The sequence below is a fragment of the Bacillus sp. T2.9-1 genome, from assembly GCF_950097965.1.
In the GTDB taxonomy this organism is placed as follows: Bacteria; Bacillota; Bacilli; order Bacillales; family Cytobacillaceae; genus Niallia; species Niallia hominis.
This window is the reverse complement of the sequence record NZ_CATNHG010000001.1, coordinates 63,358-87,433: the sequence shown is the minus strand read 5'-3', so window position 1 is coordinate 87,433 and position 24,076 is coordinate 63,358. Positions and strand designations below refer to the sequence as shown.

Sequence of the window (24,076 nt, the reverse complement as noted above, 5' to 3'; positions counted from 1 at the left end):
AATCAGAATATGGATTGACACTTTTATTGCGTTATTCATATAATAATAATATGAGTATATGAATAATTGTTCATATATTGAAGATGAGTGAATAATCCATTGGTTAATAGATGAATGAAAGGAAAGAAGGGATAAGATGGAGGAAGAGAAGCAGTTACTAAAAAAAGAATTTACATTGGAAGGCTTGGATTGTGCTCATTGTGCGATGAAAATTGAAAATGGAATTGCCTCCATTAATGGTGTGAGTGAATGCAATGTTAATTTTGCAACACAAACATTAATTCTACAGTTAAAGGAAGAAGAACGAGACAGCATTTTAGCAAAAGCACAAAAAACAATTTCAAGACTAGAGCCACATGTAAAGTTGGTGGAGAAAGGCAATAAAATGACAGCTTCCACCTCGCATAATCATGGGAATGGACATCACCATGAACAGGCTCATGGAACACATAGCCATTCACATGATCATGGAGCGGAAAATACAAAGAGATTAGTTGGTAGATTAATAGCTGGAACAATTGTTGCAGTAGCTGGCTTCTTTTCTCCTTTGACTGGAATAGCAGAGTTTTCCTTTTTCTTTGTGGCATATTTAATTGTCGGAGGAGACATTTTATATCGAGCCATAAAAAATATTTTACGCGGGCAAGTATTTGATGAGCACTTTCTTATGGCGATTGCTACATTGGGAGCATTTGCGATTCAAGAATACCCTGAGGGCGTAGCGGTTATGCTCTTTTATCAAATAGGGGAACTATTTCAAGGGATAGCAGTGAATCGTTCTAGAAAATCCATTACAAGTTTAATGGATATTCGCCCTGACTATGCAAATGTGAAGGTTGGAGACCGATATAAAAAAATAAGTCCTGAGCAAGTGAAAATAGGAGATATAATTTTCGTAAAACCTGGAGAAAAAATCCCTCTTGATGGGCGAGTAATAGAAGGTAGCTCCACTGTTGATACATCAGCATTAACGGGAGAATCTATTCCTCGTGATATCGAAATTGGCAATGTAGTACTCTCGGGATTCATTAATAATCATGGTGTATTAACAATAGAAGTAACAAAAGATTTTGGAGAATCTACTGTAACGAAAATATTAGAGCTTGTCCAAAATGCCAGCAATAAAAAGGCTCCTACCGAAAATTTTATTACCAAATTTGCAAGATACTATACACCTGTAGTAGTAATAATTGCGGCCTTATTAGCTATCTTGCCACCACTAATAATAAGTGGTGCAACATTCTCCGATTGGCTATATAGAGCCCTTGTATTCCTTGTTATTTCCTGTCCGTGTGCACTTGTTGTTTCCATTCCTTTAGGTTTCTTTGGCGGGATAGGTGCCGCCTCGAAAAAAGGGATATTAGTTAAAGGAAGCAATTATTTAGAAGCTTTAAATGCTGTTAAATATGTTGTTTTTGATAAAACAGGGACTTTGACCAGAGGAGTATTTGAAGTGGATTCCATCCATACTGTTTCTGGATTTTCTGAAGAGGAAGTTCTTGAATATGCTGCATATGCAGAAATGCATTCTAATCATCCTATTGCAGATTCCATCAGAAATGCTTTTCCTGGGAATATATTAGAAGAACGTATCAGTGAATATCAGGAAATATCTGGACATGGAATTAGTGTGAAGCTTGACGATAGAGTAGTGTTGGCTGGGAATCAAAAATTGATGGTAAAGGAAAACATAGAATACGTACAAAACAAAGAAATTGGCACAGTCATTTATATAGCGGTGAATCAAGAATTTATCGGTTCTATCGTTATTTCAGATCAAATAAAAGATGATGCCAAGAAAGCGATTCAGCTATTAAAAGAACAAGGTATTAAGAAAACGGTAATGCTAACTGGTGATGCAAAAAAGGTTGGCGATAAAATTGGTGCTCTTCTGCAAATAGATGAAGTACATGCCGAGCTATTACCACAGAATAAAGTAGAGGAAATCGAAAAACTAGATGAACGAAAACAGGTAAAAGAGAAGATTCTATTTGTTGGAGATGGGATTAATGATACGCCTGTTTTAGCAAGAGCCGATGTTGGAATGGCGATGGGTGGATTAGGAGCAGATGCAGCGATTGAAGCAGCTGATATTGTAATTATGACAGATGAGCCTTCAAAAATAGCGACAGCTCTATCTATTGCGAAACGTACAAGACGAATTGTTTGGCAGAATATTATTTTTGCTTTAGGAATAAAAGCAATCTTTTTACTGCTAGGAGCTTTTGGAATTGCGACAATGTGGGAAGCTGTTTTTTCAGATGTAGGTGTTACTGTATTAGCAGTTCTAAATGCAATGCGGGTATTGCGGGTAAAAGGGTTATAGAAGAAAAACGGTGCAAGGGGTCTTTTCCCTTTGCACCGTTTTGTTTAAAATAAAACTTATTTAACATCTGGGGGAGTATCATGCTCAGCTGGAGGGGCTGGCTTTAATTTTGGAGCAGGACCAAATGGAGGTACATCTCTTACATATTGGAAAGTTCCCATGCCATCCATGCTCGGTCCAGATGCCCATCTACCTTTACTGCTTTCGTCTCCCATTGAATGATTTAGGAATAGATAGGATACTTCTGTTTTTTCTAAATGTCTAGGGAAAGTGCTTGGTACAACTACCCCTTCTTGTTGTTCTAGTTCATAAATAGCAGCAAGCCATTGGTTTTGATGCATCGTATCACGGGCGATTAAAAAGGATAGCATATCTTTAATGCCTCTATCGTCCGTTTGTTCAAATAAACGGACTGCTTGAAGTCGACCTTGGGATTCTGCATTTAAATTTGCCCGCATATCAGCTAACAAGTTGCCGCTTGCAGCAATATATCCTGCAGTCCAAGGAACTCCCACACTATCCTTTGGCATTGCTCCAAGTCCTGAGACAATGGCATGCTGTGGGTTCATTCCGCCAATAATGGCGGCCATTGCAGGGTTGCTTGCAGCAGCTGTTTCTAGTTCCGTTACTGGAGCATCATCTAGTAATCTTGCAACCATTGTTGCCAATAATTCAATATGGCCAATTTCCTCTGTTCCTGTATCTAATAATAAGTCACGATACTTATCATGTTTTCTTGTACCCCAAGCCTGGAATAAGTATTGATTCATTACCGACATTTCCCCGAATTGTCCACCGATTAGTTCTTGCAATTTTTTAGCAAACACAGGATCTGGCTTTTCGGGTTTTGCTTGGTAAGCTAGTTCTTTAATATGATAAAACATTCTTTCCCCTCCTCATAAAATACTTTATATACTATGCCTATGCCTGTATTAGGTTCGTGTCCAATGGATAAAAGGTAGATTTATTCATAAGTTGTCCCAGCTTATCATATACATGGAAACAGGATAAAACACATCGTGTGCGAAAGAAGGGACGGTTGGAATGAAACAAAAATGGCTGGCTGTTTACATGGCAGGATCCTTATTAGCGGGGTCAGGAATGACATATATGGGAATAACCATTTTCGAAAAAAAACAGGAAAAGCATGCAACTGATCATACAATGGAGACGAACTCTCTATATAAATTAGATAAAGCCTATCAGCTAATCCTTCAAAACTATGTGGAAAATGTAGACAAGCAGAAATTGGAAGACGGAGCAATCAGAGGGATGCTAGCTACATTAGAGGATCCATATTCTGTTTATATGGATCAAGAGGCTGCCAAACAATTTGAACAGGCGCTAGATTCGTCATTTGAAGGAATTGGTGCAGAAATTAGTATAGAAGATGATAAAATGATCATTGTTTCGCCAATTAAAGGTTCACCAGCAGAGAAGGCGGGTATCAAACCACAGGATCAAATTATTTCTGTGGATGGAGAAACCGTTGAGGGGAAGGATTTAAATGATGTCATTGGCAAGATTAAAGGAGAAAAAGGGACAAAGGTAGAGCTAGAGATTAAACGAACAACAGTAGATAAGCCGTTAAAGGTAAAGATTGTGCGGGATGAAGTTCCTCAAATTACTGTTTATTCGGATATCAAAAAAGATGGAGGAGAAAAGATAGGCTATATTGAAATTACTTCTTTTTCTAAAGATACTGCAATTGAGTTTGAAAAGGCGCTGAGTAGTTTAGAGAAAAAAGGAATAGCTGGTCTTATCTTGGATGTCCGCGGTAATCCAGGTGGTTTACTTACTAGTGTAAATGCAATAGTGGAGCAATTTTTAACAGACAGTAAACCATATGTACAAATAGAGAATCGAAATGGCGACCGTGAACAGTTTTATTCCGATTTATCAAAGGAAAAAGAATATCCAGTTGTCGTGTTGATTGATAATGGAAGCGCCTCTGCATCAGAAATTTTAGCTGCTGCATTAAAAGAAGGAGCAGATTATCCCCTAATTGGCGAAAATTCTTTTGGAAAAGGAACGGTCCAACAGCCAATCTTAATGGATGATGGTAGTGAAATCAAATTAACTGTCTCTAAATGGCTCACTCCTGATGGGAATTGGATTCATAAACAAGGAATAAAGCCTACTATTGAAGTAAAGCAATCTGATTTGTATCATACCCATCCTCTTCAGATTGTAGCCAATTTAAAGATGGAAGATAATGATGAACAAGTAAAATATGCACAAGAAATATTAACAAGCTTGGGATTTACAACAGATAGGCAGGATGGCTATTATAGTCCTCAAACAGAGATTGCTGTCCGAGCATTTCAAGAAAAAAATACATTAGAGGTAACAGGTATTATCGATAAAAAAACGGCAGCCAAGATGGAGGAATCAGTAAGACAAGAAAAACTGAAAGATGAAAATGATATCCAGCTGCAAACAGCGATAAGATATATCGTGCATTAAATAATTATTTAAATAAACTATTTTTCATATAGTTTATTGCTAAGATCAACTGCCTGAATAGACTCGCTTTATATGGGAGAACAAAGTCTCCTTTCATTAATCTTATTGAAAAAAACAACAATGTCATAGAAACAGCCGCATAAATAATCTCCTGCATAATTATTTGCAGGAGATTATTTATGCGGCTATTGATTTAACACACTATCTTCTAACACTAAACTTTTATCCCCGTAAATTTTGGTAATATGTGTATCTCCCCAAGCGCAAAGGGCATTTAAAATGGGCTCAAGACTTCTTCCGTAATCACTTAATTCATATTCTACTTTTGGTGGGATTTGTTGATAGATGATTCGGTTGATTACTCCATCTTCTTCTAATTCTCTTAATTGTTGTGTTAGCATTTTTTGTGTAATATTTGGCATTAATCGTTTTAACTCGCTCGTTCTTTTTTTACCATGTGTAAGATGACATAAAATTACACACTTCCATTTACCGCCGATTACTTCTAAAGTTGCTTCTACTGATATATTGTATTTTTTATTATCCATCCTAATACTCCTTCTTTTACAGGTACTTTTTTGTTCCTATCATACTTATTGGTTCCTATATTACAAAAAGGTGCGTACTTTTCTATTTGTCTTATATGATTCATAATAACACTTGCCGGTTAAAATGCAAGACTACTAAAAAGCTAACCACTAGTGGATAACGATATATTTATTAGGAGGAAATAGAATTGAAGCAAAGAAATAATACGCTTGCCTTAGTTGCATTGGCTATTAGTGCCTTTGCAATTGGGACAACTGAGTTTATAAGTGTCGGTTTACTCCCATTAATCGCGGAAGATTTTCACGTAGGCATTACGACAGCTGGATTAACGGTTTCCATATATGCCTTAGGTGTCACAATAGGTGCACCAGTTTTAACAGCTATTACATCTAATATTTCACGAAAATCACTTTTATTGTGGATTATGATTGTATTTATTATTGGAAATAGTTTGGCTGCTATTGCACCAAATATTACGATTTTACTTATTGCCCGCATCATATCGGCTTTTGCCCACGGAATTTTTATGTCGATTGGGTCAACAATAGCAGCAGATTTAGTTGCAAAAGAAAAAAGAGCTAGTGCTATCTCTATTATGTTTTCCGGATTAACCGTTGCAACAGTAACCGGGGTTCCATTTGGAACGTTCATTGGACAACATTTTGGATGGAGATTGGCATTTATTACAATTGTTATTATTGGTATTATCGCCTTTATCGGAAATAGTGTTCTCGTTCCAGGTAATTTATCAAAAGGAGGACGGGCGACACTAAAGGATCAATTGCGTTTAGTCACAAATGGGCGTCTCTTAATGCTATTTTTCATTACAGCTTTAGGTTATGGGGGAACTTTCGTAGTTTTCACTTATCTTTCGCCATTATTACATGAAGTAACTGGTTTTAAACAAAATACAGTGGCAGGCATTTTGCTATTATATGGTGTTGCCATTGCAATAGGCAATATGATCGGTGGTAAACTATCTAATAAAAATCCGCTTCAAGCTTTATTTTATATGTTTATCATTCAAGCAATTGTTCTATTTATTCTTTCCTTTACACTTCCATTTAAGGTCATTGGCTTAATAAGTATTCTATTTATGGGATTATTGGCATTTATGAATGTACCAGGATTACAGGTTTATGTCGTTATATTAGCAGAACGATATGTGCCAAGTGCAGTAGATGTTGCTTCTGCTGTCAATATTGCTGCCTTCAATGCTGGAATAGCAATTGGCTCTTATTTAGGAGGAATCGTAACGAATTCGCTCGGATTAATTCATACTTCATGGGTTGGGGGAATAATGGTTGTAGCGGCAATATTTTTGACAGGCTTTAGTTTGGTTTTAGAAAAAAATTCATTAGATAAAGGAGTTTTACCACGATGAAAAACTTACAAGATACTGTTAACTTATTAAACGGAATAAAGATGCCTTGGTTAGGGTTAGGTGTATTCAAGGTGGAAGAAGGTCAAGAGCTGGTAGATGCTGTAAGCTCTGCTATTAGAAATGGTTATCGTAGCATTGATACAGCAGCTATTTATGAGAATGAAGCAGGTGTTGGTGAAGGGATTAAAAAAGGAATGCAAGAAACAGGAATTACAAGAGAAGATTTGTTTATTACTTCAAAAGTATGGACAGAAGATTTAGGATATGAAGAAACAATAAAAGCGTATGAAACAAGTCTAAATAAATTAGGACTGGAGTATTTAGATTTATATCTTATTCATTGGCCAAAAGAAGGAAAGTATAAAGAAGCATGGAGAGCTTTAGAAACATTATATAAAGAAGGAAAAGTAAGAACAATTGGTGTAAGTAATTTTCAAATCCATCATTTGGAAGAGTTAATGAAAGATGCAGAGATACAACCAATGATTAATCAGATAGAATTGCATCCAAGACTAACACAAAAAGAACTAATAGCATATTGTCAGGAGAAAAGCATTCAAGTGGAAGCATGGTCTCCATTGATGCAAGGACAACTATTAGATCAACCTGAATTAGTGGAAATAGCATCAAAATATCAAAAATCAGTTGCTCAAATTATCATTCGATGGGATCTGCAAAATGGAATTGTCACTATTCCAAAATCTGTGAAAGAACATCGTATTATCGAAAATGGAAATGTTTTTGATTTTATATTAACAAAAGAAGAAATGGCTAAAATCGATGCATTAAACTTGGATCAACGTGTTGGTCCAGATCCTGATAATTTTGATTTTTAATCAAGGCTTTTATCTTATTGCAAAAGAAAGGGAATGGAGAAAGGACTTCATTCCTTTTTCCTTTTTTAACAATTAAGGAAGGTAATAAGTAATTCGAAATATAAAAAAATTATAAATTTCACGTGAAACCGAATACAAATCCTTGCTTTTATGTTAGAATACATCTGAAAAAGAAGCATCTTAACTAGGAAGGATGAGCTTATGAAAATAGCAATAGCTAGTGATCATGGCGGATATCAGCTAAAGGAAGCAATAAAAGCACATCTACTTAAATCTAATGAAGAAGTAATAGACTTTGGTTGTCATAGTAGGGAAAGTGTTGATTTTCCAGATTACGCAAAGCTTGTTGGGGAATCCATTATAAATGGAGATAATCAATTAGGCATTTTGTGTTGCGGAACAGGAATTGGCATGAGTATAGCTGCCAATAAAATCACTGGAATACGGGCAGCGGTAGTTGGTGACGTGTTCTCTGCTAAAGCCACAAGAGAACATAATGATAGTAATATCCTTTGTTTGGGTGAAAGAGTTACAGGTGAAGGATTGGCATGCTTAATTGTTGATACATGGTTAAATGCAGAATTTCTAGGTGGCAGACATGCTAATAGAATCAATGGAATCAAAGAAATAGAATCATATTATTGTTAATAGTAGGACTAATTAACATCAAAAATCTTAAATGAAACATATTATAACTTGTACGTACCATTAATAGGTTATACTAAATATGTATGGTTTATTCTTGGGAAGTTGTATGGTATAATGGGTTTGGAAAAATATATCATAAAGAAGATAAGGTAAAAAAATACTTTTTCTTCCAATAGCATGTGCACTTTTCTGTATATTTTTTATTATGACCATTTTTAGTTACAGCTCGATAATAGTTAGGGGGTAAGGTGTTGAAGGTTGGAGTGATTGTCTTAGGTTGTTTGCCTTCGGGGGTAAAACAAATTCTACATCGTTTATATGAAAATTTATCTCCTGCGCATCAACTTTTTGGACTTGAAATAGACAGAGAGTCCGGTGAAATCACTTATACAGAAGTAAAAGAAATTAGTGATGCACCATATTTAAGCCATTCTATCTTAAAGGTAAGCGCTACACCGTCAGAGTATCAGTGGGAAGAGGCATTTGCTCCGATGGATATGACAGTTGTAATGGGGGATGCAGTTGCAAAAGAATTATGGCAAGCTTCTATTGCAAAGAAAGAAACGATTCGGACATTATTTGTGCCAGTTTCCATTTACAATAATATTCGAGGAAATGATTGGACTTTAGGGTATGATACTGCGCTTAATAGTATTACTCAAAATGTGTTAAAGGTTCAGGATACCATTCAATCTCTAAAATATGACAAACCAAGATTATTTGGTTTTTCAATAGAGGGAAATCCTTCGACTAACATGCTGCAGGATATTTCTCTTGCTGTAGATGGAAACTATTTAGCAGTTGATTATGAGAAAGAGGAAATTGCCGCTTTATGTGAAACCATAACAAAGAGCTATACATATACAAAAACGTCAAGTGTCTTAATATATAGCGAGTCTTTGCAAGCAGTTGTCCAAGATTCTGTAATTAGCAAGCTTGATGTAGATTGGAAATATACAGAAATTAATGAAGCACTTTGTATGGGAACAAATCCGACAGCTATTGATCGAATCCTTGCAAACGAATTAGCGGATGAAGTATTGCGATGGACAAATAATAATTGTTTGACAGGTGAGCTTGTCGTTCATAAAGATGGAATTCAATTTAAATAAAGGCTAAGCTAAATAAAGCTATGACTTCATAAGAAAATTAGCACATCATTATGTTTGTGTTTAGCATTAAATAAAAATCAAAAAAGGATGAGGAAAATGAGTAATCAAGTAAAAACAAACATTGAGCAATTAGCAGTAAATACGATTCGTACATTATCAATTGATGCAATTGAAAAATCAAATTCAGGTCACCCAGGAATGCCAATGGGTGCAGCACCTATGGCATATACACTATGGGCAAAGGAAATGAATCATAATCCAGCTAATCCTAACTGGTTCAACCGTGATCGTTTTGTTTTATCAGCAGGACATGGTTCTATGCTTCTTTATAGCTTGTTACATTTATTTAATTATGGAGTAACAGTTGATGACTTAAAGAACTTCCGTCAATGGGGAAGCAAAACTCCAGGGCATCCAGAATTTGGACATACACCAGGTGTGGAAGCTACTACTGGTCCACTAGGACAAGGTATCGCAATGGCAGTTGGGATGGCAATGGCAGAGAGACATTTAGCAGAAACATATAACAAAGATAATTATCCAGTTGTTGACCATTATACGTATAGCATTTGTGGTGATGGTGATTTAATGGAAGGTGTATCTGCAGAAGCAGCATCTCTTGCAGGGCACTTAAAACTAGGAAGATTAGTAGTATTATATGATTCAAATGATATTTCTTTAGATGGTGATTTACATCTTTCATTCTCAGAAAGTGTTCAAAAACGTTTTGAAGCATATGGATGGGAAGTAATTCGTGTAGAAGATGGCAATGACTTAACAGAAATACAAGCAGCTATTGCACAAGCGAAAAAATCAGATGTACCAACATTAATCGAAGTAAAAACAGTAATTGGTTATGGTTCCCCAAATAAAGGTGGAAAATCTGCGTCACATGGTGCACCACTAGGAGCATCTGAAACACAATTAGCTAAACAAACATATGGTTGGTCTTACGAAGAAGCATTCCATGTTCCAGCAGAAGTTTCTGAGCATTATGCATCATTAGCGCAAGAGGGAGCAGAAAAAGAAAAAGCTTGGAATGAATTATATGAAGGCTATAAAGCAGCATATCCAGAGTTAGCAACACAACTAGATACAGCAATTAAAGGTGAGCTGCCTGCTGATTTACAAGAGAGATTACCTGAATTTAATGCAGGCGATTCTATGGCAACAAGAGATTCTTCTGGCAAAACAATTCAAGCAATCGCAAGTGCTGTACCTTCTTTCTTTGGAGGATCTGCAGACCTTGCTGGTTCAAACAAAACATTAATGACTGCTGAGAAAAACTTTGCAATCGACGGTTATGCTGGCAGAAATATTTGGTTTGGTGTACGTGAATTCGCAATGGGTGCAGCATTAAACGGTTTAGCGCTACATGGTGGAGTAAAAGTATTCGGAGCAACATTCTTCGTATTCTCTGATTATTTACGTCCAGCAATCCGCTTAGCTGCATTAATGAAATTGCCTGTTACTTATGTATTCACACATGACAGTATCGCAGTTGGAGAAGACGGTCCAACACATGAGCCAGTGGAACAACTTGCATCATTACGTGCAATGCCAGGACTTTCTATTATTCGTCCAGCAGATGCAAAAGAAACAGCTGCTGCATGGCAACTTGCTGTAGAAAGCACAGATACACCAACAGCGCTAGTATTAACACGTCAAAACTTGCCAACATTAGATTTAACAAAGGCTGAAGCATACGAAGGCGTGAAAAAAGGTGCTTATACTGTTTCAACTGGTAAAGAAGCAGCACAAGCTTTAATCTTAGCATCTGGCTCAGAAGTTTCCCTTGCAATGAAAGCACAAGCAGCATTAGCAGAAGAAGGAATTTCTGTAAATGTGGTAAGTATGCCAAGCTGGGATCGTTTTGAACAACAATCAGCTGAGTATAAAGAGAGCGTATTACCAGAAAGTGTTCAAGCCCGCGTTGGTATTGAAGCTGGTGCATCTCTAGGATGGAGAGAATACATTGGAGCTAAAGGTGAGCATATCACAATCGATCATTTCGGAGCATCAGCACCAGCGGATAAACTATTCCAAGAGTATGGATTTACAGTAGAAAATGTAGTAGCAAAAGTAAAATCTTCTATTGCTAAAACAAAATAAAGTTAAAATAAGCCAATGACCTTTATATATAGGTTGTTGGCTTTATTTATAGAACATGAAATATAAAGCGCAAATATCTTCAATAGTAGCAAAAAGAGATAATATTTCTTCCACATAGTCTTTCTATTACCATATTAGTAGAATATAATAGATTTATATAATAAAAGATTAAATTCCTTAAAATAAAGGAATGAATAGATGGAAAGCTTATTGTAAGGATGGGGGAAGTTTTATGTGGCAAGATTGGTTGCTCGAGCTTTTAAAAGGATTTGGTAAACTATTTTTGAATCCTGTTTTCTATTTATCGTTTTTATTTGCTGCTTATTTAGGGGTTGCTAGAGTAAAAAAAGAAAGAAGACATTTCACAGTAAGAGCACAGAACGCTTATTTTGAACTGAAACAATTACTGCCAATGGGGATTATCATTGGACTTTGTATATCAGTTTTTTCCATCGGACTTGTCTTAGTAGTTCCAATGGAATTTGTTGTTTTTACAGGGATTATTACAATCGTTTTAGCGTTAATTGGAAAAACGAGAATGTTATCTCCTGTCTACACAGCTGGATTAGGAATAATTGTTAGCAGTGTTTCGCTTTTCCTTGGATGGGATTATTTCTTGTTTTCGAAAAATAATCTGAGTTCATCTGAATATATTTTTCCAACTGCTGTAATTTTATTAGGATTATTGATTATTTCCGAGGGAATATTTGTTCGTAATAATGGAGTGAAAGCAACTTCGCCACGGCTGAAGAAAAGTAGACGAGGGCAAGCAATAGGTGTCCATCTATTAGAGAGGGCTTGGATTTTGCCAGTATTTTTATTTATTCCTTCAGGATTGCTGACGATTCCATTTGAATGGTGGCCAATGTTTACTGTAGGCAATCAAACATATTCCCTACTCTTGGTTCCTTTTTTGATTGGATCAAAAATGGAAGTTCAAGGAGAACATCCGATTATTGCCATAAGAAATGTAGGAAGAAACATTATTATTCTTGGTTCTATTATGGTAGTAGGCGGAGCTGCAGCTTATTTGTATCCACTAGCTTCCATTGCTTTAGTATTAGTAGCAATTATTGGTCGCGAATGGATTACGAGGAAGCAGAAAAGCAAAGAAAAGAATAAATCCTTCTACTTTTCTAGAAAAAATAATGGTGTTGTAATATTAGGAATTGTCCCAGATTCTCCAGCGGATAAAATGGGTCTGAAAATTGGCGAAATGATTTCGAAGGTTAATAGTATTCCTGTTCAAGATAAAAACCAGTTATATAAAGCATTACAAAAAAACTCAGCCCATTGTAAATTAGAAGTGTTCGATGCAAATGGCGAAATTCGTTTTGTGCAAAGGGCCTTATATGAAGGGGATCATCATGAATTAGGACTGCTATTAATTCCTGACGAGAAAGTACATGGAAATGAAGCGGTCTAAAGAATAAACACATAACCAATAAAAAAATCGAGTAATCTATTTCATGATTACTCGATTTTTTATAAAGAATAGAATGATAGTTTACAGTGTACATATGTCAACTACGAGCGATATTTAATCTGTGATGCTATAATCCGTTTATAGATAAGTAAAAGAAAAGAGGGCTAGAATGAAATTAGATGAATTTAAAATAGGACAAAGCTTTAGAACAAAATCCTTTAAAGTTACAAAAGAAGAGATAGTAAAGTTTGCAGGAGAATTTGATCCCCAATATATGCATGTAAATGAAGAGAAAGCAAAGGAAGGCAGATTTAAAGGAATAATTGCTTCTGGTATCCATACTTTAGCTATTTCATTCAAACTATGGGTAGAAGAGGAGAAATATGGGGAGGATGTTATAGCTGGAACAGAAATGAATCATATTAAATTTTTGAAAGCCGTTTTTCCAGGAGATGAACTTTATACGATTGTAAAAGTTCTCGAAAAAAAGCAAAATAGGAGTGCTACTGGAATTCTTACAGTTTTGCTTAGCACGTATAATGATAAAGAGGAAGAAGTGTTTGAAGGGGAATTATCTGTACTCATCAAACAATGAATAAACAGGATTAGTAATTGATTAATGTAGTCTTGCTGTCATTAAGCTGTCTTAAAGGAGCTTAATGGCAGTTTTTTTGGTTGAAAGCGCTAACTATAAAAACAAAAGAATTTTTAACAATTTGTGAACTTTTACACAATCTATAAAGTTGATGTTATACTTTGGTAGATAAACGCATCAACGCAATTATCAGATTATGAAATCATTTGGAGGATAAATGATGAAAAAGAAATTTATTGCAACCTTTATTTTTGCTTTTTCTTTCGTACTTATTATTGCAGGCTGTGGGAATGAAAAAACAAATAGCACACAAAAACAAGAAAATGAAGAAAAGGAAGCTGAGGCAGTATCGGGAGCTTCTCAAACAAGCTATACACCGTATGAAGAGCTTAAAGACAGCTATGATATTATCATTGTTGGAGCTGGCGGCGCTGGGATGACTGCTGCATTAGAAGCAAAGGCCAAAGGATTAAATCCCGTTATTTTAGAAAAAATGCCTGTTGCAGGTGGAAATACAACAAAAGCTTCTTCTGGAATGAATGCTTCTGAAACTAAGTTTCAAAAAGAGCAAGGAATTGAAGATAGTAATGATCTTTTTTATGAAGAAACATTAAAGGGTGGACATGAAACAAATGATAAGGAAATGCTACGTTTCTTTGTTGATAACTCAGCTAGTGCGATTGAATGGCTAGATACGATTGGTATTCGTTTGAATAATTTAACGATTACTGGTGGGATGAATGAAAAACGTACCCACCGACCTGAAGATGGATCAGCGGTAGGGCAATATATTGTAGATGGTTTATTGAAAAACGTTCAAGAAAATGGGATACCTCTTTTTGTCAACGCAGATGTGAAGGAAATAACTGAAAAAGATGGAATTGTAAATGGTGTAGACGTACTTTTCAATCAAACAGAGGAAAAAACAATTACAGCAAAAGCGGTGGTTGTCACTACAGGTGGTTTTGGCGCTAATATGGAAATGATAAAAGAAGTAAGAAGTGATCTAGGAGATTATGTAACTACAAACCAAGCTGGTAGCACTGGTGATGGTATTAAAATGATAGAAAAATTAGGAGGAGCGACGGTTGATTTAGAGCAAATTCAAGTCCATCCAACAGTACAACAAGAGGAGTCTTACTTAATTGGTGAAGCAGTTCGTGGTGAAGGAGCTATCTTGGTATCTGTAGAAGGAAAAAGATTCACAAATGAACTTGATACTCGTGATAAAGTAACAGCAGCAATTAATGAACTACCAGAAAAATCAGCATACTTAGTGTTTGATTCTGGCGTAAAATCACGTGCAAAAGCAATTGAACAATATGAGGAAATGGGCTTTGTGCTAGAAGGAGAAACAATAGAAGCGCTTGCTGAGAAAATGAATGTTTCTTCAGATGAACTGCAAGTAACATTAGATACTTGGAATAAAGCTGTTACAAATAAAGAGGATCAAGCTTTTGGAAGAACAACAGGAATTGAAAATGATTTGTCAAAGGCACCTTACTATGCTATTAAAATTGCTCCTGGTATTCATTATACAATGGGTGGAGTAAAAATAAATACAAATACAGAGGTACTTAATGAAGAGGGTCAGACTATTCCAGGATTATTTGCTGCAGGAGAAGTAACCGGTGCTCTACATGGTGAGAATAGAATTGGAGGAAATTCTGTTGCAGAGATTATCATCTTTGGTCGTCAAGCAGGTGTAAAGTCTGCAGATTATGTAAAAGCTCAATAGATTATTTTGAAAAACAATAGAAGTTAAAAAAATTACATTGGTAAGATAAAAGATTCAAATCGTGTATGATTTGAATCTTTTATTTTGGAAAAATCCATTGTTGAAGAATGGAGGACATCGGACAAACGTTTTCCATCATACTTTAATTGCAAAGGGGAGTTGGGGAAAATGAATAAAGAGGATCAGAAACAAATAATTATTGTCGTAATGGACATATCGAAAATGAAGCGATTTGTTATGATGGATATGGGAATAGGCACATTATCTTATTACTTAATTAAAATGATAAATGGAAATATTGTTATCGATCTAATTGGAAGCACGATTATTACAGAGGGTGTAAAGAGAATATATAAAGAGATGAATAGTAGAAGAAAAATAGACTAATACATAGAATTCCATTAACTTGCCTTAAGAAATTTGTAAAAGGGAGGAAAGAAATTATCCCTTTTACGTATAATTAAAAAAGTGCTCTTCATTATTCAGCAAAGATTGAATTTGTATAGAGCTAGATGACTATAGATATAATCTATCCATAAATAAATTGACGAATATTTCGAAATTGGTTAAAATCTTTCCTAAGAGAAACATTTTTAAACGAAGGTATAATTTTTATATATACGAAAAAGTTAAAAATAATACAGAGGAATAAGGGGGATTTAAATGCCCGAAAATTTATTGGTTGCATTTGGTTTGACATTATTAGCGGGGCTGGCTACTGGGATAGGAAGTATGCTTGCATTTTTTACATCGACCACCAATACAAAATTTCTCTCTTGGATGCTAGGTTTCTCTGCCGGTGTGATGATTTATGTATCGATGATTGAAATCTTTGTGAAAGCAAAAGATGCATTAGTTGGATCATTAGGACAGCAAACGGGTAATTGGCTTACTGTAGCAGGGTTCTTTGGTGGAATATTGTTAATTGCTTTAATAGATAAATTTGTTCCTGAACAAGGAAACCCACATGAGTTAAAGAAAGTGGAAGATATTAATAAATCTAATGTAAGGCAGACAGATCACTCTCTTTTGAAAATGGGAAGTTTTACTGCACTGGCAATTGCTATTCACAATTTTCCAGAAGGGATTGCAACCTTTACTGCAGCTCTTCAGGATCCGGGACTTGGTGTAGCAATTACCGTTGCGATAGCGATACATAATATTCCAGAGGGAATCGCAGTTGCAGTCCCTGTTTATTTTGCGACAGGTGATCGAAGAAAAGCATTTAAACTTTCCTTTTTGTCAGGATTAGCAGAACCAGTCGGCGCGATTGTTGCCTTTCTTATTTTAATGCCATTTCTAAATGATGTTATGTTTGGACTAATTTTTGCAGCAGTAGCAGGCATTATGGTTTTTATTTCACTAGATGAATTATTGCCAGCAGCAAAAAAATATGACGAAGGTCACCTATCGATATACGGCTTAATAGCAGGAATGGCTGTGATGGCAGTAAGTCTGTTATTGTTTATTTAAAGCTTGGTTGAATAATATTAAATGAATTACGCTATTCAGTTTTTTAAAAATTATTTCCTTTTTGAAGCAAAAAAACTTTTAACAACGAAGTGGGGGACAGTCCACTCCTACGGGGAATAAAGCAAGCTTTAGCCAAGGAGCTAAGGTTGTCCCCCCACTTTTTCAAGAAATGCCTAGTTCTAAATCACTTCTTCTCCAATAAATTATTTTCCTTCTCCATTTTCTCTTCTCCACTTCTAATTTCATTTTATTTGTTTCTAATAAAAAATTTTCATGCTTTAATCTTTCAAGCTCCAATTGATCTTTTAGCATAGCATGATTTAATTTTGTCTGCTTCTCTAAATGGGTAGTTATAATACCAGCTAGGGGAATAGAAAATACAGTTAAAACGATAATGACAGTAATCATTTTTTAACTCCTTCTGTTTTTACTAAATAATACGGCTGTATAAAGCAAAAGTTTCAATTATTTAAAGGCCAAAGAGGGCTTCTCTCTATAGATTTGGATTTTTTTTACTGCATAACAATAGACGTTAATGAAATGATATAAAGGTAGTAAAAAAATTTAAGGACGGTGGCTGCTCTATGACGGTAATTTCAGACGTTAAACAAACAATTGCTGGTTTAAAAAGTGCACAAGCAAGTTTAGAAACCTTTGCTTTAGCTACAGATAACCAATCGGCAAAGCAAATATATCAAACTGCTGCACAACAAACACAACAAATAGTTGATTCCTTAAATCCAAGGCTACAAGAGATTCAGAAAGAAGAACCACAATATGCACAACAATAATACATGCTAAAAATATCGAGAAGCCGTTTCTAGGAGAAAATTGACTTCCCTTCTATATACGGCTTCTCTTCTATTGGAGGAAAAGATGACAGTTGCATCTAATGTGAAGCAGACTTTAGCGAGTTTAAAAGGTATTGAATCCCAGCTATCTGCCTTTGCTCTTCATTCCATGGAAGAAGAGGCCCAAAAGGCTTTTCACGAAGCAATGGTATTAGTTGGAGAGATTAAAAATGATATTCAGCTAAGGGTATATCAATTAGAGCGAGAAGAAAAGGAATATAGCTCTTCTTAATGGGATGGTGAAAACATGTTTATCGTAGTTTTGCGTTCTTTGCTTTTTGTCATTGTATTATTTATTACCACAAAACTATTAGGAAAAAAGCATATTTCTCAGTTATCCCTTTTTGAATACATAGCAGGTATTACACTGGGAGATATCGCAGGAGAGGTTATCCTAAACTCCAGTCTTAGTGTTATGCATGGGATACTCGGGATATTCGTCTTTGCAATCATCTCCTATTTAGCAGATGTGATTTCCTTAAAAAGTAAAACATTGCGCAATGTAATAGAAGGCACTGGCACGGTATTGGTGGAAGATGGAAAACTCCTGGAAGGGAATTTGAAGAAAGAGCATTATACGATTGATGATTTTTCTACGCTTTTGCGGCAAAAAGATGTTTTTAGCTTGGCAGAAATTGAATATGCTGTACTTGAGCCAAAGGGAATGCTCAGTGTTTTATTGAAAAAGGAAAATAGACCCATCACTCCCAAAGATCTTAACATGAAAGTGCCAAGTGAAAAGGCGCCTCAAACGATCATAATGGATGGGAATATCGTTTATGATTCTTTAACAAAAGCGGGAAAAACCCCATCTTGGTTGCGTATGGAATTAGAGAAATTAGGTGTAACACAAGATAATGTATTCCTAGGGCAAGTTGATTCTTATGGGGAACTTACCATTGACATTTTTGACGATAAAATCAAGCTGGCAGAAGCACAAGAAAGACCACTATTGCTTGCGACGATAAAAAAAGTACAAGCAGACTTGGAAATGTATTCGCTACAAACAGACAATAAAGAGGCGAAATTAATGTATAGAAAAAATGCGAATAAAATGGAGCAAGTAAAAAATAAAGTGAAAATGTATTTAGGAGATAATATCTAATGAAAAATAGATGAAAGAGAAGGATATATCATCTATTATAGAAGGGAGGATAACGATGACAAAATAATTGTAGGTGAACAGGATGGATAGACAGGCTGAAAAAGCATTAGTAGGAGAAACAGCAGCAATTCAATATGTAAAAGATGGAATGACAGTTGGACTAGGAACAGGATCTACAGCATTTTATGTGATTAAAACGATGGGCGAAATGATTAAGGCAGGGATGAATTTAAAAGGGGTTGCCACGTCAAAAGCTACGGAAAAATTAGCAAGTGAATATGGAATTCAATTAGTTGATATCAATGAAGTGGAAGAATTAGATATTGCCATTGATGGTGCAGATGAAATTGATGCCAATTTCTTTGCTATAAAAGGAGGAGGCGGAGCATTATTACGAGAAAAAATAATTGCGAGTGCTGCCAAAACCTTTATTGTTGTAGCTGATGGGAGCAAGAAAGTCCAAACCTTAGGCCATTTTCCTTTGCCTGTAGAGGTAGTTCCATTTGGGTATAAACAAACAGAGAAAGCTATTCAGAAATTAGGGTGCAAAACAGAGTTGCGGATGAAAGACGAAGAGATTTATCTTACGGATAATGGAAACTATATTATCGATTGTTCTTTTTCTAGTATCCAAAACCCCAAGCAATTACATCAAACACTGAATAATATAGTAGGAGTAGTAGAAAATGGTCTCTTTATTCATATGGTTGATGTATTAATCTCTGTAAATAAGCAGGACGAAATAATTGTTGATATAGCTAAAAATGAATAATGGTGAATATTGAATAATCATATATTAAAGATGAAAATGTATTAAACATTAACTTGCAGTTAGCCCTCGTCTAATAAATGGTTAGGTGGGGGTAACTGCGTGATATCTCGTTGGATTTAACCATGCAGAAAAAATGTCTAATAAAGCTTAGTTTATGAAAGCGTTTCCTTTTCGGCTTTTCAATATACCATGAAAAATACCTCAATGAGAAAGAAGCATTATGTTAGAGAAAATGGCAATCAATAAGGGAGAGATAAAATGTCTTTAAGAGAAGAAGCTTTACATATGCATCAGGTTAAACAAGGGAAATTAGGGATTTATGCAAAGATAGATGTGAAAAATGCCCATGATTTAAGTCTAGCTTATTCTCCAGGAGTTGCCGAACCGTGTAAAGAAATCTTCGAAAATCCTGAATCTGTATATGATTTTACGATGAAAGGGAATATGGTGGGCCTCTTGACAAACGGTAGCTCTGTACTTGGTTTGGGGAATATTGGGGCAGCGGCCTCTCTTCCGGTTATGGAGGGAAAAGCAATTTTATTAAAAAGCTTTGCTGGGGTAGATGCCTTTCCGATTGCTTTAAATACAATAGATAAAGATAAGATAGTGGAAACTGTGAAATTAATGGCTCCTACTTTTGGTGCAATCCACCTAGAAGACATTGCTGCACCTGATTGTTTTCAAATAGAAGAACGATTAAAGCAAGAATTAGATATTCCTGTATTTCATGATGATCAGCATGGAACGGCGATTGTAGCATTAGCTGGTCTTATTAATGCACTGAAGCTTGTAAATAAAGAAATGAAGGATTTAAAAATTGTTATAAATGGGGCTGGTGCTTCGGGGATAGCCATTGCGAAACTTCTCTTTTCTTCTGGTGTAACCAATATGATTTTATGTGACACAAAAGGGACGATTTATGCAGGAAGATCTGTTGGAATGAACCAAGCAAAAGAATCTGTGGCAACCTTTACAAATGGAGAAAATGAAAAAGGGTCTTTGCGTGATGCTATTAAAGGAGCGGACGTATTTATTGGAGTTTCTGTCGCAGGTACCTTAACAAAAGAGATGGTACGAACGATGAATCAGGACGCAATTATTTTTGCGCTGGCAAATCCAGTGCCAGAAATAAGTCCTGCTGAAGCGAAAGAAGCAGGTGCTAGGATAATCGGAACAGGAAGATCTGATTTTCCGAACCAAGTAAATAATGTATTGGCATTCCCAGGTGTTTTTCGTGGTGCTTTAGATGTCCGAGCAACGGCTATTAATGAAGCGATGAAAAAAGCTGCTGCTGAAGCAATTGCAGAATTAATTGCGGAATCAGAGTTGGATGAAGAGTATGTTATTCCAAGTCCTTTTGATGCAAGAGTAGCTCCCGCTGTTGCGGCGGCTGTTGCGAGAACAGCAATGGAAACAAATGTAGCGAGAATTCAGGTCAATCCAGAACAAGTGAGAATGAAAACGATGAATCTGACAAAGCTAAGAGATGAATAAAGGAAATGAGAAAAGCGGCCGTTTGTCAAAATAAGACTGGCCGCTTTTCTCATTAAAGTGTATGTGTTTCGGTTACTTCTTCTGTAGGGAGAATGGAAGCACTCGTGCTTTGTTTATTTGTTTTTACCCTAAAAAGAAGATTTAACAGGATAGCAGCTATACTTCCAGTAATAATTCCATCACTGACAATGATACGTAGTCCAGAAGGAAGTTGATCAAATAAAGTAGGAACAGCAGTTGCTCCTAAGCCGATGGAAATAGAGCATGCTATAATCAATAAGTTAGCTTGATTTGTAAAATCTACTTTACTAAGCATTCTGATTCCAGAAGCTACAACCATCCCAAACATAACAACCGTTGCTCCGCCTAATATAGGTGTTGGGATTATGGTAGCGAATGCTGCAACTTTCGGAATGAGTCCTAGGAAGACTAAAATTCCTCCGGCAGCGACAACAACATTGACGGTTTTCACTTTAGAAAGCTGTACAAGACCAACGTTTTGTGCGAAGGTGTTATACGGAAATGCATTGAATAATCCACCTAAAGTAATGGCCACTCCTTCTGCTCGATATCCTCTTGTCAAATCTTTTTCACTTAAAGGAGTTTCCGTAATCTTGCTTAGTGCAAAGAAAACGCCAGTTGATTCAATGACGATAACCAAACCAACAATTAACATTGTAAGGATCGGACCTATCTCAAAGCTAGGAGTTCCGAAATAAAATAGTTCAGGGAAATGGAACCAACTCGCCTCTTTTACTGGGGAAAGATTCACTTTTCCAAGAAAAGCAGCAACAACAGTACCGACGATAATTCCCATTAGAACAGACAATGATTGCATAAATCCTTTTGTGAAACGATTTAACAAGAGAATAAATAATAATACCCCGAATGAAAGAATCAGATTTTCAATGGAACCAAAATCTTCACTAGTTGCTCCTCCGCCCATATTTTTAATGCCTGATGGAATGAGTGATAAACCGATTATTGTGACCACTGTTCCTATCACGACAGGAGGGAAAAGTTTCGTTATTTTACTGAAAAAAGGAGCGCAAATAATCATGAAAAGTCCTGTTATGATGATGGCTCCATAAATAGCAGTAACTCCGTAATTTGTTCCTATGGAAATCATCGGCGTTACAGCAACAAAGGAGCTACCGAGAACAACGGGTAATCCAATTCCTAAATATTTATTTTTCCAAGCTTGAAGCAAGGTGGCAATTCCGCATGTTAATAAATCAATTGCAACAAGATAAGCGAGTTGTTCGGTTGTTAAATTTAATGCTCTTCCAACTAATAACGGTACGAGGATAGCACCTGCATACATGGCAAGCACATGCTGAAGTCCTAAAGAAAAAATTTTTAAACCCTTTTCTTTGTTTTGAGCCATTCATTACACTCCTTTTTCTTATAATGTTAATAAAGTTAACACTTGTTGTTATGCTAATTAACATCATAATGAGCAAGAAGAAAGAAGTCATTGGTTATATTGTACAAAATATTTAGAAAATATAGATTATATATCTAAGTAGACTCCACTATATTTGAATTTGCTTTTTTCCTTCATTCGTTTTTAATATCGACTTTATCCGGAATGCAAATCGAAGATGAAAGGTTGTTTCTGGATCTTTCAGACTTTTTCCTAAGAGTTCTTCACATTTCTCTAAACGATAGATTACAGTGTTACGATGAACATAAAGGCGTTTTGCCGTTTCAGAAATTTGGCAATGCGTTTCTAAGTATACCGATAAAGTATTTAGTAATATCTGTTCCTCTTCCTGCTGCTGATTGGTTGTAAATGATTGAAAGATATATTCGTAAAATTCCTGAAGATCCTTCGTTGGAATAATTCGTAATATCTCAAAGACATCCTTTGGCCGGTGAATCTGGATAAAGGGGATATTGCCAGATAGCTGTCCAATATGTAAGGCACTAAGTGCTTCTTTATAGGCATTAGGTAAATTTAATAGACGCTGAAAAACATTGCTAATACCAAATGAGATAGACCGTTTAAAGGTATTTCCAATATACTCTTGAATATTTTGCAAATAAGGAAGAATCGAATGGTCTAAATCATAAGATGAATGGGCGACTTCCATAATAATAATACAGTGATCATCTTTAATAAAAAGCTGGGAGTTAAATGGTGCTTTTTTTATTTCCGTTTCCAAATATTCATATATATAATCCACCTCAACTGAATGCTGTGTAAAGGAGATATATTGATCACTGTTATCCATTTTGCCAATAATTGCAATCGAAGCATGTTCACTTTTTAAAGAAAATTCTTTTGCCCGACTTTCAATTTCCTCCGCAAAGGTAAATTTGCCTTCCACAAACTGAGCAAAGAAATCATTTCGTGCCCTTCGTGAATATTGCTTTACTGTATTTTCTCTCATTAGCTCAAAAGATAAAACGTTGGTAGCTTGTTCAATGGTAAGCAGTAAACTCTTGTCTTCAATCGATATTTCTCCAAGCACAACTAAAAATGCTGGCTTCCTCATATGAGTATAAATTGGAAAAATAGTAAAAACTTCTTCTGTATTTCTGCTCGAAAAACAAGAATAGGGCGAGCTTGCTAATAAAAATTCATATCCTTTTGCATGAAGGGAGCTGAAGTAGTTTTCAATCGAATTTCTAGTATGAGAAGAGGTATGCATTTGAAAATGTGCATCAAGTAAAACAATTCGCTTGTTAATCATTTGCGATAGGTCGTCTACAAGCCTTTTTATCCCTTTTCCTTTCAAAATATGCTGTGTGAATTTTCGATGGGTTTCAAAGGCATTGGTTAGCTCTGCTGTTCTCTGACTCAGCATATAATTTAAAGAGCCATTAACAATTTCACCAAGTGATGTTTCTAATGGAATTTCTAAAAGTGGAAAGCCTTTTTCATTTGCAAATTGAATTGCTTCTTGTGGAATCTGTCCTAAAAATCTTTTTGCTTTAATTCCTAGTGCAGTACAATCTTTTTCCTGCATACTTTTTATTAAGGAAAGCAAAACATCAGGCTTATCTTTAAGATGGTAGGCTGTTGTAACTAATAAATCGTTAGGATATAAATATTCAACAATATCTGGCGCATCCATCATCGTAATATTCTTAATTTCTTTATTTAAACCAGTATGACCTGCAATAACTTCCACAGCATTGAAAACAGGTTTTTGTAGTATTTCTGCTAGTTTCATTTTATCT

The 24,076-nt window shown here is 35.7% G+C and carries 22 protein-coding genes; 17 read left to right on the top strand and 5 right to left on the bottom strand.

What is annotated here, in order from left to right; translation table 11 throughout:
* Positions 1-136: 136 nt before the first annotated feature.
* Positions 137-2,326 carry a heavy metal translocating P-type ATPase gene (locus tag QQZ16_RS00385; protein ID WP_284560959.1) on the top strand — a complete coding sequence of 730 codons (2,190 nt, stop codon included), beginning with the start codon at positions 137-139 and terminating at the stop codon, positions 2,324-2,326.
* 56 nt (positions 2,327-2,382) lie between these two features.
* Here the strand turns inward: QQZ16_RS00385 and QQZ16_RS00380 are convergent, their stop codons facing one another.
* On the bottom strand, positions 2,383-3,210 hold the full coding sequence (locus QQZ16_RS00380; RefSeq protein WP_284560958.1) for a manganese catalase family protein: 828 nt from the start codon (positions 3,208-3,210) through the stop codon (positions 2,383-2,385).
* 160 nt (positions 3,211-3,370) lie between these two features.
* Here QQZ16_RS00380 and QQZ16_RS00375 point away from each other — a divergent pair, with 160 nt between their 5' ends.
* On the top strand, positions 3,371-4,792 hold the full coding sequence (locus QQZ16_RS00375) for a S41 family peptidase (protein ID WP_284560957.1): 1,422 nt from the start codon (positions 3,371-3,373) through the stop codon (positions 4,790-4,792).
* 185 nt (positions 4,793-4,977) lie between these two features.
* On the opposite strand, the gene QQZ16_RS00370 is transcribed toward QQZ16_RS00375, so the two are convergent.
* Positions 4,978-5,340 carry a winged helix-turn-helix transcriptional regulator gene (locus QQZ16_RS00370; RefSeq protein ID WP_031538558.1) on the bottom strand — a complete coding sequence of 121 codons (363 nt, stop codon included), beginning with the start codon at positions 5,338-5,340 and terminating at the stop codon, positions 4,978-4,980.
* Between the two features lie 182 nt (positions 5,341-5,522).
* On the opposite strand from QQZ16_RS00370, the gene QQZ16_RS00365 reads away from it, so the two are divergent.
* From QQZ16_RS00365 to zupT, 10 genes are all read left to right on the top strand, one after another.
* Positions 5,523-6,725, top strand: a complete 1,203-nt coding sequence (locus QQZ16_RS00365) for an MFS transporter (protein ID WP_031538556.1) — start codon at positions 5,523-5,525, stop codon at positions 6,723-6,725.
* Entirely contained in the window at positions 6,722-7,561 is an 840-nt protein-coding gene (locus tag QQZ16_RS00360; RefSeq protein ID WP_284560956.1) for an aldo/keto reductase, read from the top strand. The genes QQZ16_RS00365 and QQZ16_RS00360 overlap by 4 nt, the downstream gene beginning before the upstream one ends.
* Before the next feature lie 201 nt (positions 7,562-7,762).
* Entirely contained in the window at positions 7,763-8,209 is a 447-nt protein-coding gene (rpiB, locus tag QQZ16_RS00355) for a ribose 5-phosphate isomerase B (protein WP_031538553.1), read from the top strand.
* A gap of 248 nt (positions 8,210-8,457) precedes the next feature.
* Entirely contained in the window at positions 8,458-9,321 is an 864-nt protein-coding gene (locus QQZ16_RS00350; protein ID WP_251629652.1) for a 6-phosphofructokinase, read from the top strand.
* 96 nt (positions 9,322-9,417) lie between these two features.
* Complete coding sequence (gene tkt, locus QQZ16_RS00345) at positions 9,418-11,433, top strand: transketolase (RefSeq protein ID WP_109769264.1); 2,016 nt, start codon at positions 9,418-9,420, stop codon at positions 11,431-11,433.
* A 232-nt stretch (positions 11,434-11,665) separates the two neighbouring features.
* The gene (locus tag QQZ16_RS00340; RefSeq protein ID WP_109769263.1) at positions 11,666-12,859 is read left to right on the top strand and encodes a PDZ domain-containing protein; all 1,194 of its coding nucleotides are present in this window, start codon (positions 11,666-11,668) and stop codon (positions 12,857-12,859) included.
* A 169-nt stretch (positions 12,860-13,028) separates the two neighbouring features.
* Entirely contained in the window at positions 13,029-13,454 is a 426-nt protein-coding gene (locus QQZ16_RS00335; protein ID WP_109769259.1) for a MaoC family dehydratase, read from the top strand.
* A 220-nt stretch (positions 13,455-13,674) separates the two neighbouring features.
* Positions 13,675-15,192, top strand: a complete 1,518-nt coding sequence (locus tag QQZ16_RS00330; protein WP_031538545.1) for a flavocytochrome c — start codon at positions 13,675-13,677, stop codon at positions 15,190-15,192.
* A 168-nt stretch (positions 15,193-15,360) separates the two neighbouring features.
* Positions 15,361-15,579, top strand: a complete 219-nt coding sequence (locus tag QQZ16_RS00325) for a hypothetical protein (protein ID WP_031538544.1) — start codon at positions 15,361-15,363, stop codon at positions 15,577-15,579.
* A 276-nt stretch (positions 15,580-15,855) separates the two neighbouring features.
* Positions 15,856-16,665 carry a zinc transporter ZupT gene (zupT, locus tag QQZ16_RS00320; RefSeq protein ID WP_031538542.1) on the top strand — a complete coding sequence of 270 codons (810 nt, stop codon included), beginning with the start codon at positions 15,856-15,858 and terminating at the stop codon, positions 16,663-16,665.
* Between the two features lie 162 nt (positions 16,666-16,827).
* Here zupT and QQZ16_RS00315 read toward each other — a convergent pair whose 3' ends face one another.
* Positions 16,828-17,073: a hypothetical protein gene (locus QQZ16_RS00315; protein WP_284560955.1), complete on the bottom strand. Its 246-nt coding sequence runs from the start codon at positions 17,071-17,073 to the stop codon at positions 16,828-16,830.
* 176 nt (positions 17,074-17,249) lie between these two features.
* Between QQZ16_RS00315 and QQZ16_RS00310 the strand changes: the two genes are divergently transcribed.
* The 5 genes from QQZ16_RS00310 to QQZ16_RS00290 all read left to right on the top strand — a co-directional run bounded on the left by QQZ16_RS00310 (position 17,250) and on the right by QQZ16_RS00290 (position 20,887).
* Positions 17,250-17,456 (top strand): DUF1657 domain-containing protein, encoded by a 207-nt coding sequence (locus tag QQZ16_RS00310; protein WP_031538538.1) that lies wholly within the window; start codon positions 17,250-17,252, stop codon positions 17,454-17,456.
* 85 nt (positions 17,457-17,541) lie between these two features.
* A complete protein-coding gene (locus tag QQZ16_RS00305; protein ID WP_031538536.1) occupies positions 17,542-17,748 on the top strand; it encodes a DUF1657 domain-containing protein in 207 nt (68 codons plus the stop codon).
* 15 nt (positions 17,749-17,763) lie between these two features.
* A complete protein-coding gene (locus QQZ16_RS00300; RefSeq protein WP_031538534.1) occupies positions 17,764-18,621 on the top strand; it encodes a DUF421 domain-containing protein in 858 nt (285 codons plus the stop codon).
* Positions 18,622-18,703: 82 nt separating this feature from the next.
* Complete coding sequence (gene rpiA / locus QQZ16_RS00295; protein ID WP_031538533.1) at positions 18,704-19,393, top strand: ribose-5-phosphate isomerase RpiA; 690 nt, start codon at positions 18,704-18,706, stop codon at positions 19,391-19,393.
* 258 nt (positions 19,394-19,651) lie between these two features.
* The gene (locus tag QQZ16_RS00290; RefSeq protein ID WP_031538531.1) at positions 19,652-20,887 is read left to right on the top strand and encodes an NAD(P)-dependent malic enzyme; all 1,236 of its coding nucleotides are present in this window, start codon (positions 19,652-19,654) and stop codon (positions 20,885-20,887) included.
* Positions 20,888-20,939: 52 nt separating this feature from the next.
* Here the strand turns inward: QQZ16_RS00290 and QQZ16_RS00285 are convergent, their stop codons facing one another.
* Complete coding sequence (locus tag QQZ16_RS00285; RefSeq protein WP_031538529.1) at positions 20,940-22,274, bottom strand: nucleobase:cation symporter-2 family protein; 1,335 nt, start codon at positions 22,272-22,274, stop codon at positions 20,940-20,942.
* Positions 22,275-22,422: 148 nt separating this feature from the next.
* Positions 22,423-24,069, bottom strand: a complete 1,647-nt coding sequence (locus QQZ16_RS00280) for a PucR family transcriptional regulator (protein ID WP_235251803.1) — start codon at positions 24,067-24,069, stop codon at positions 22,423-22,425.
* Positions 24,070-24,076 lie beyond the last annotated feature (7 nt).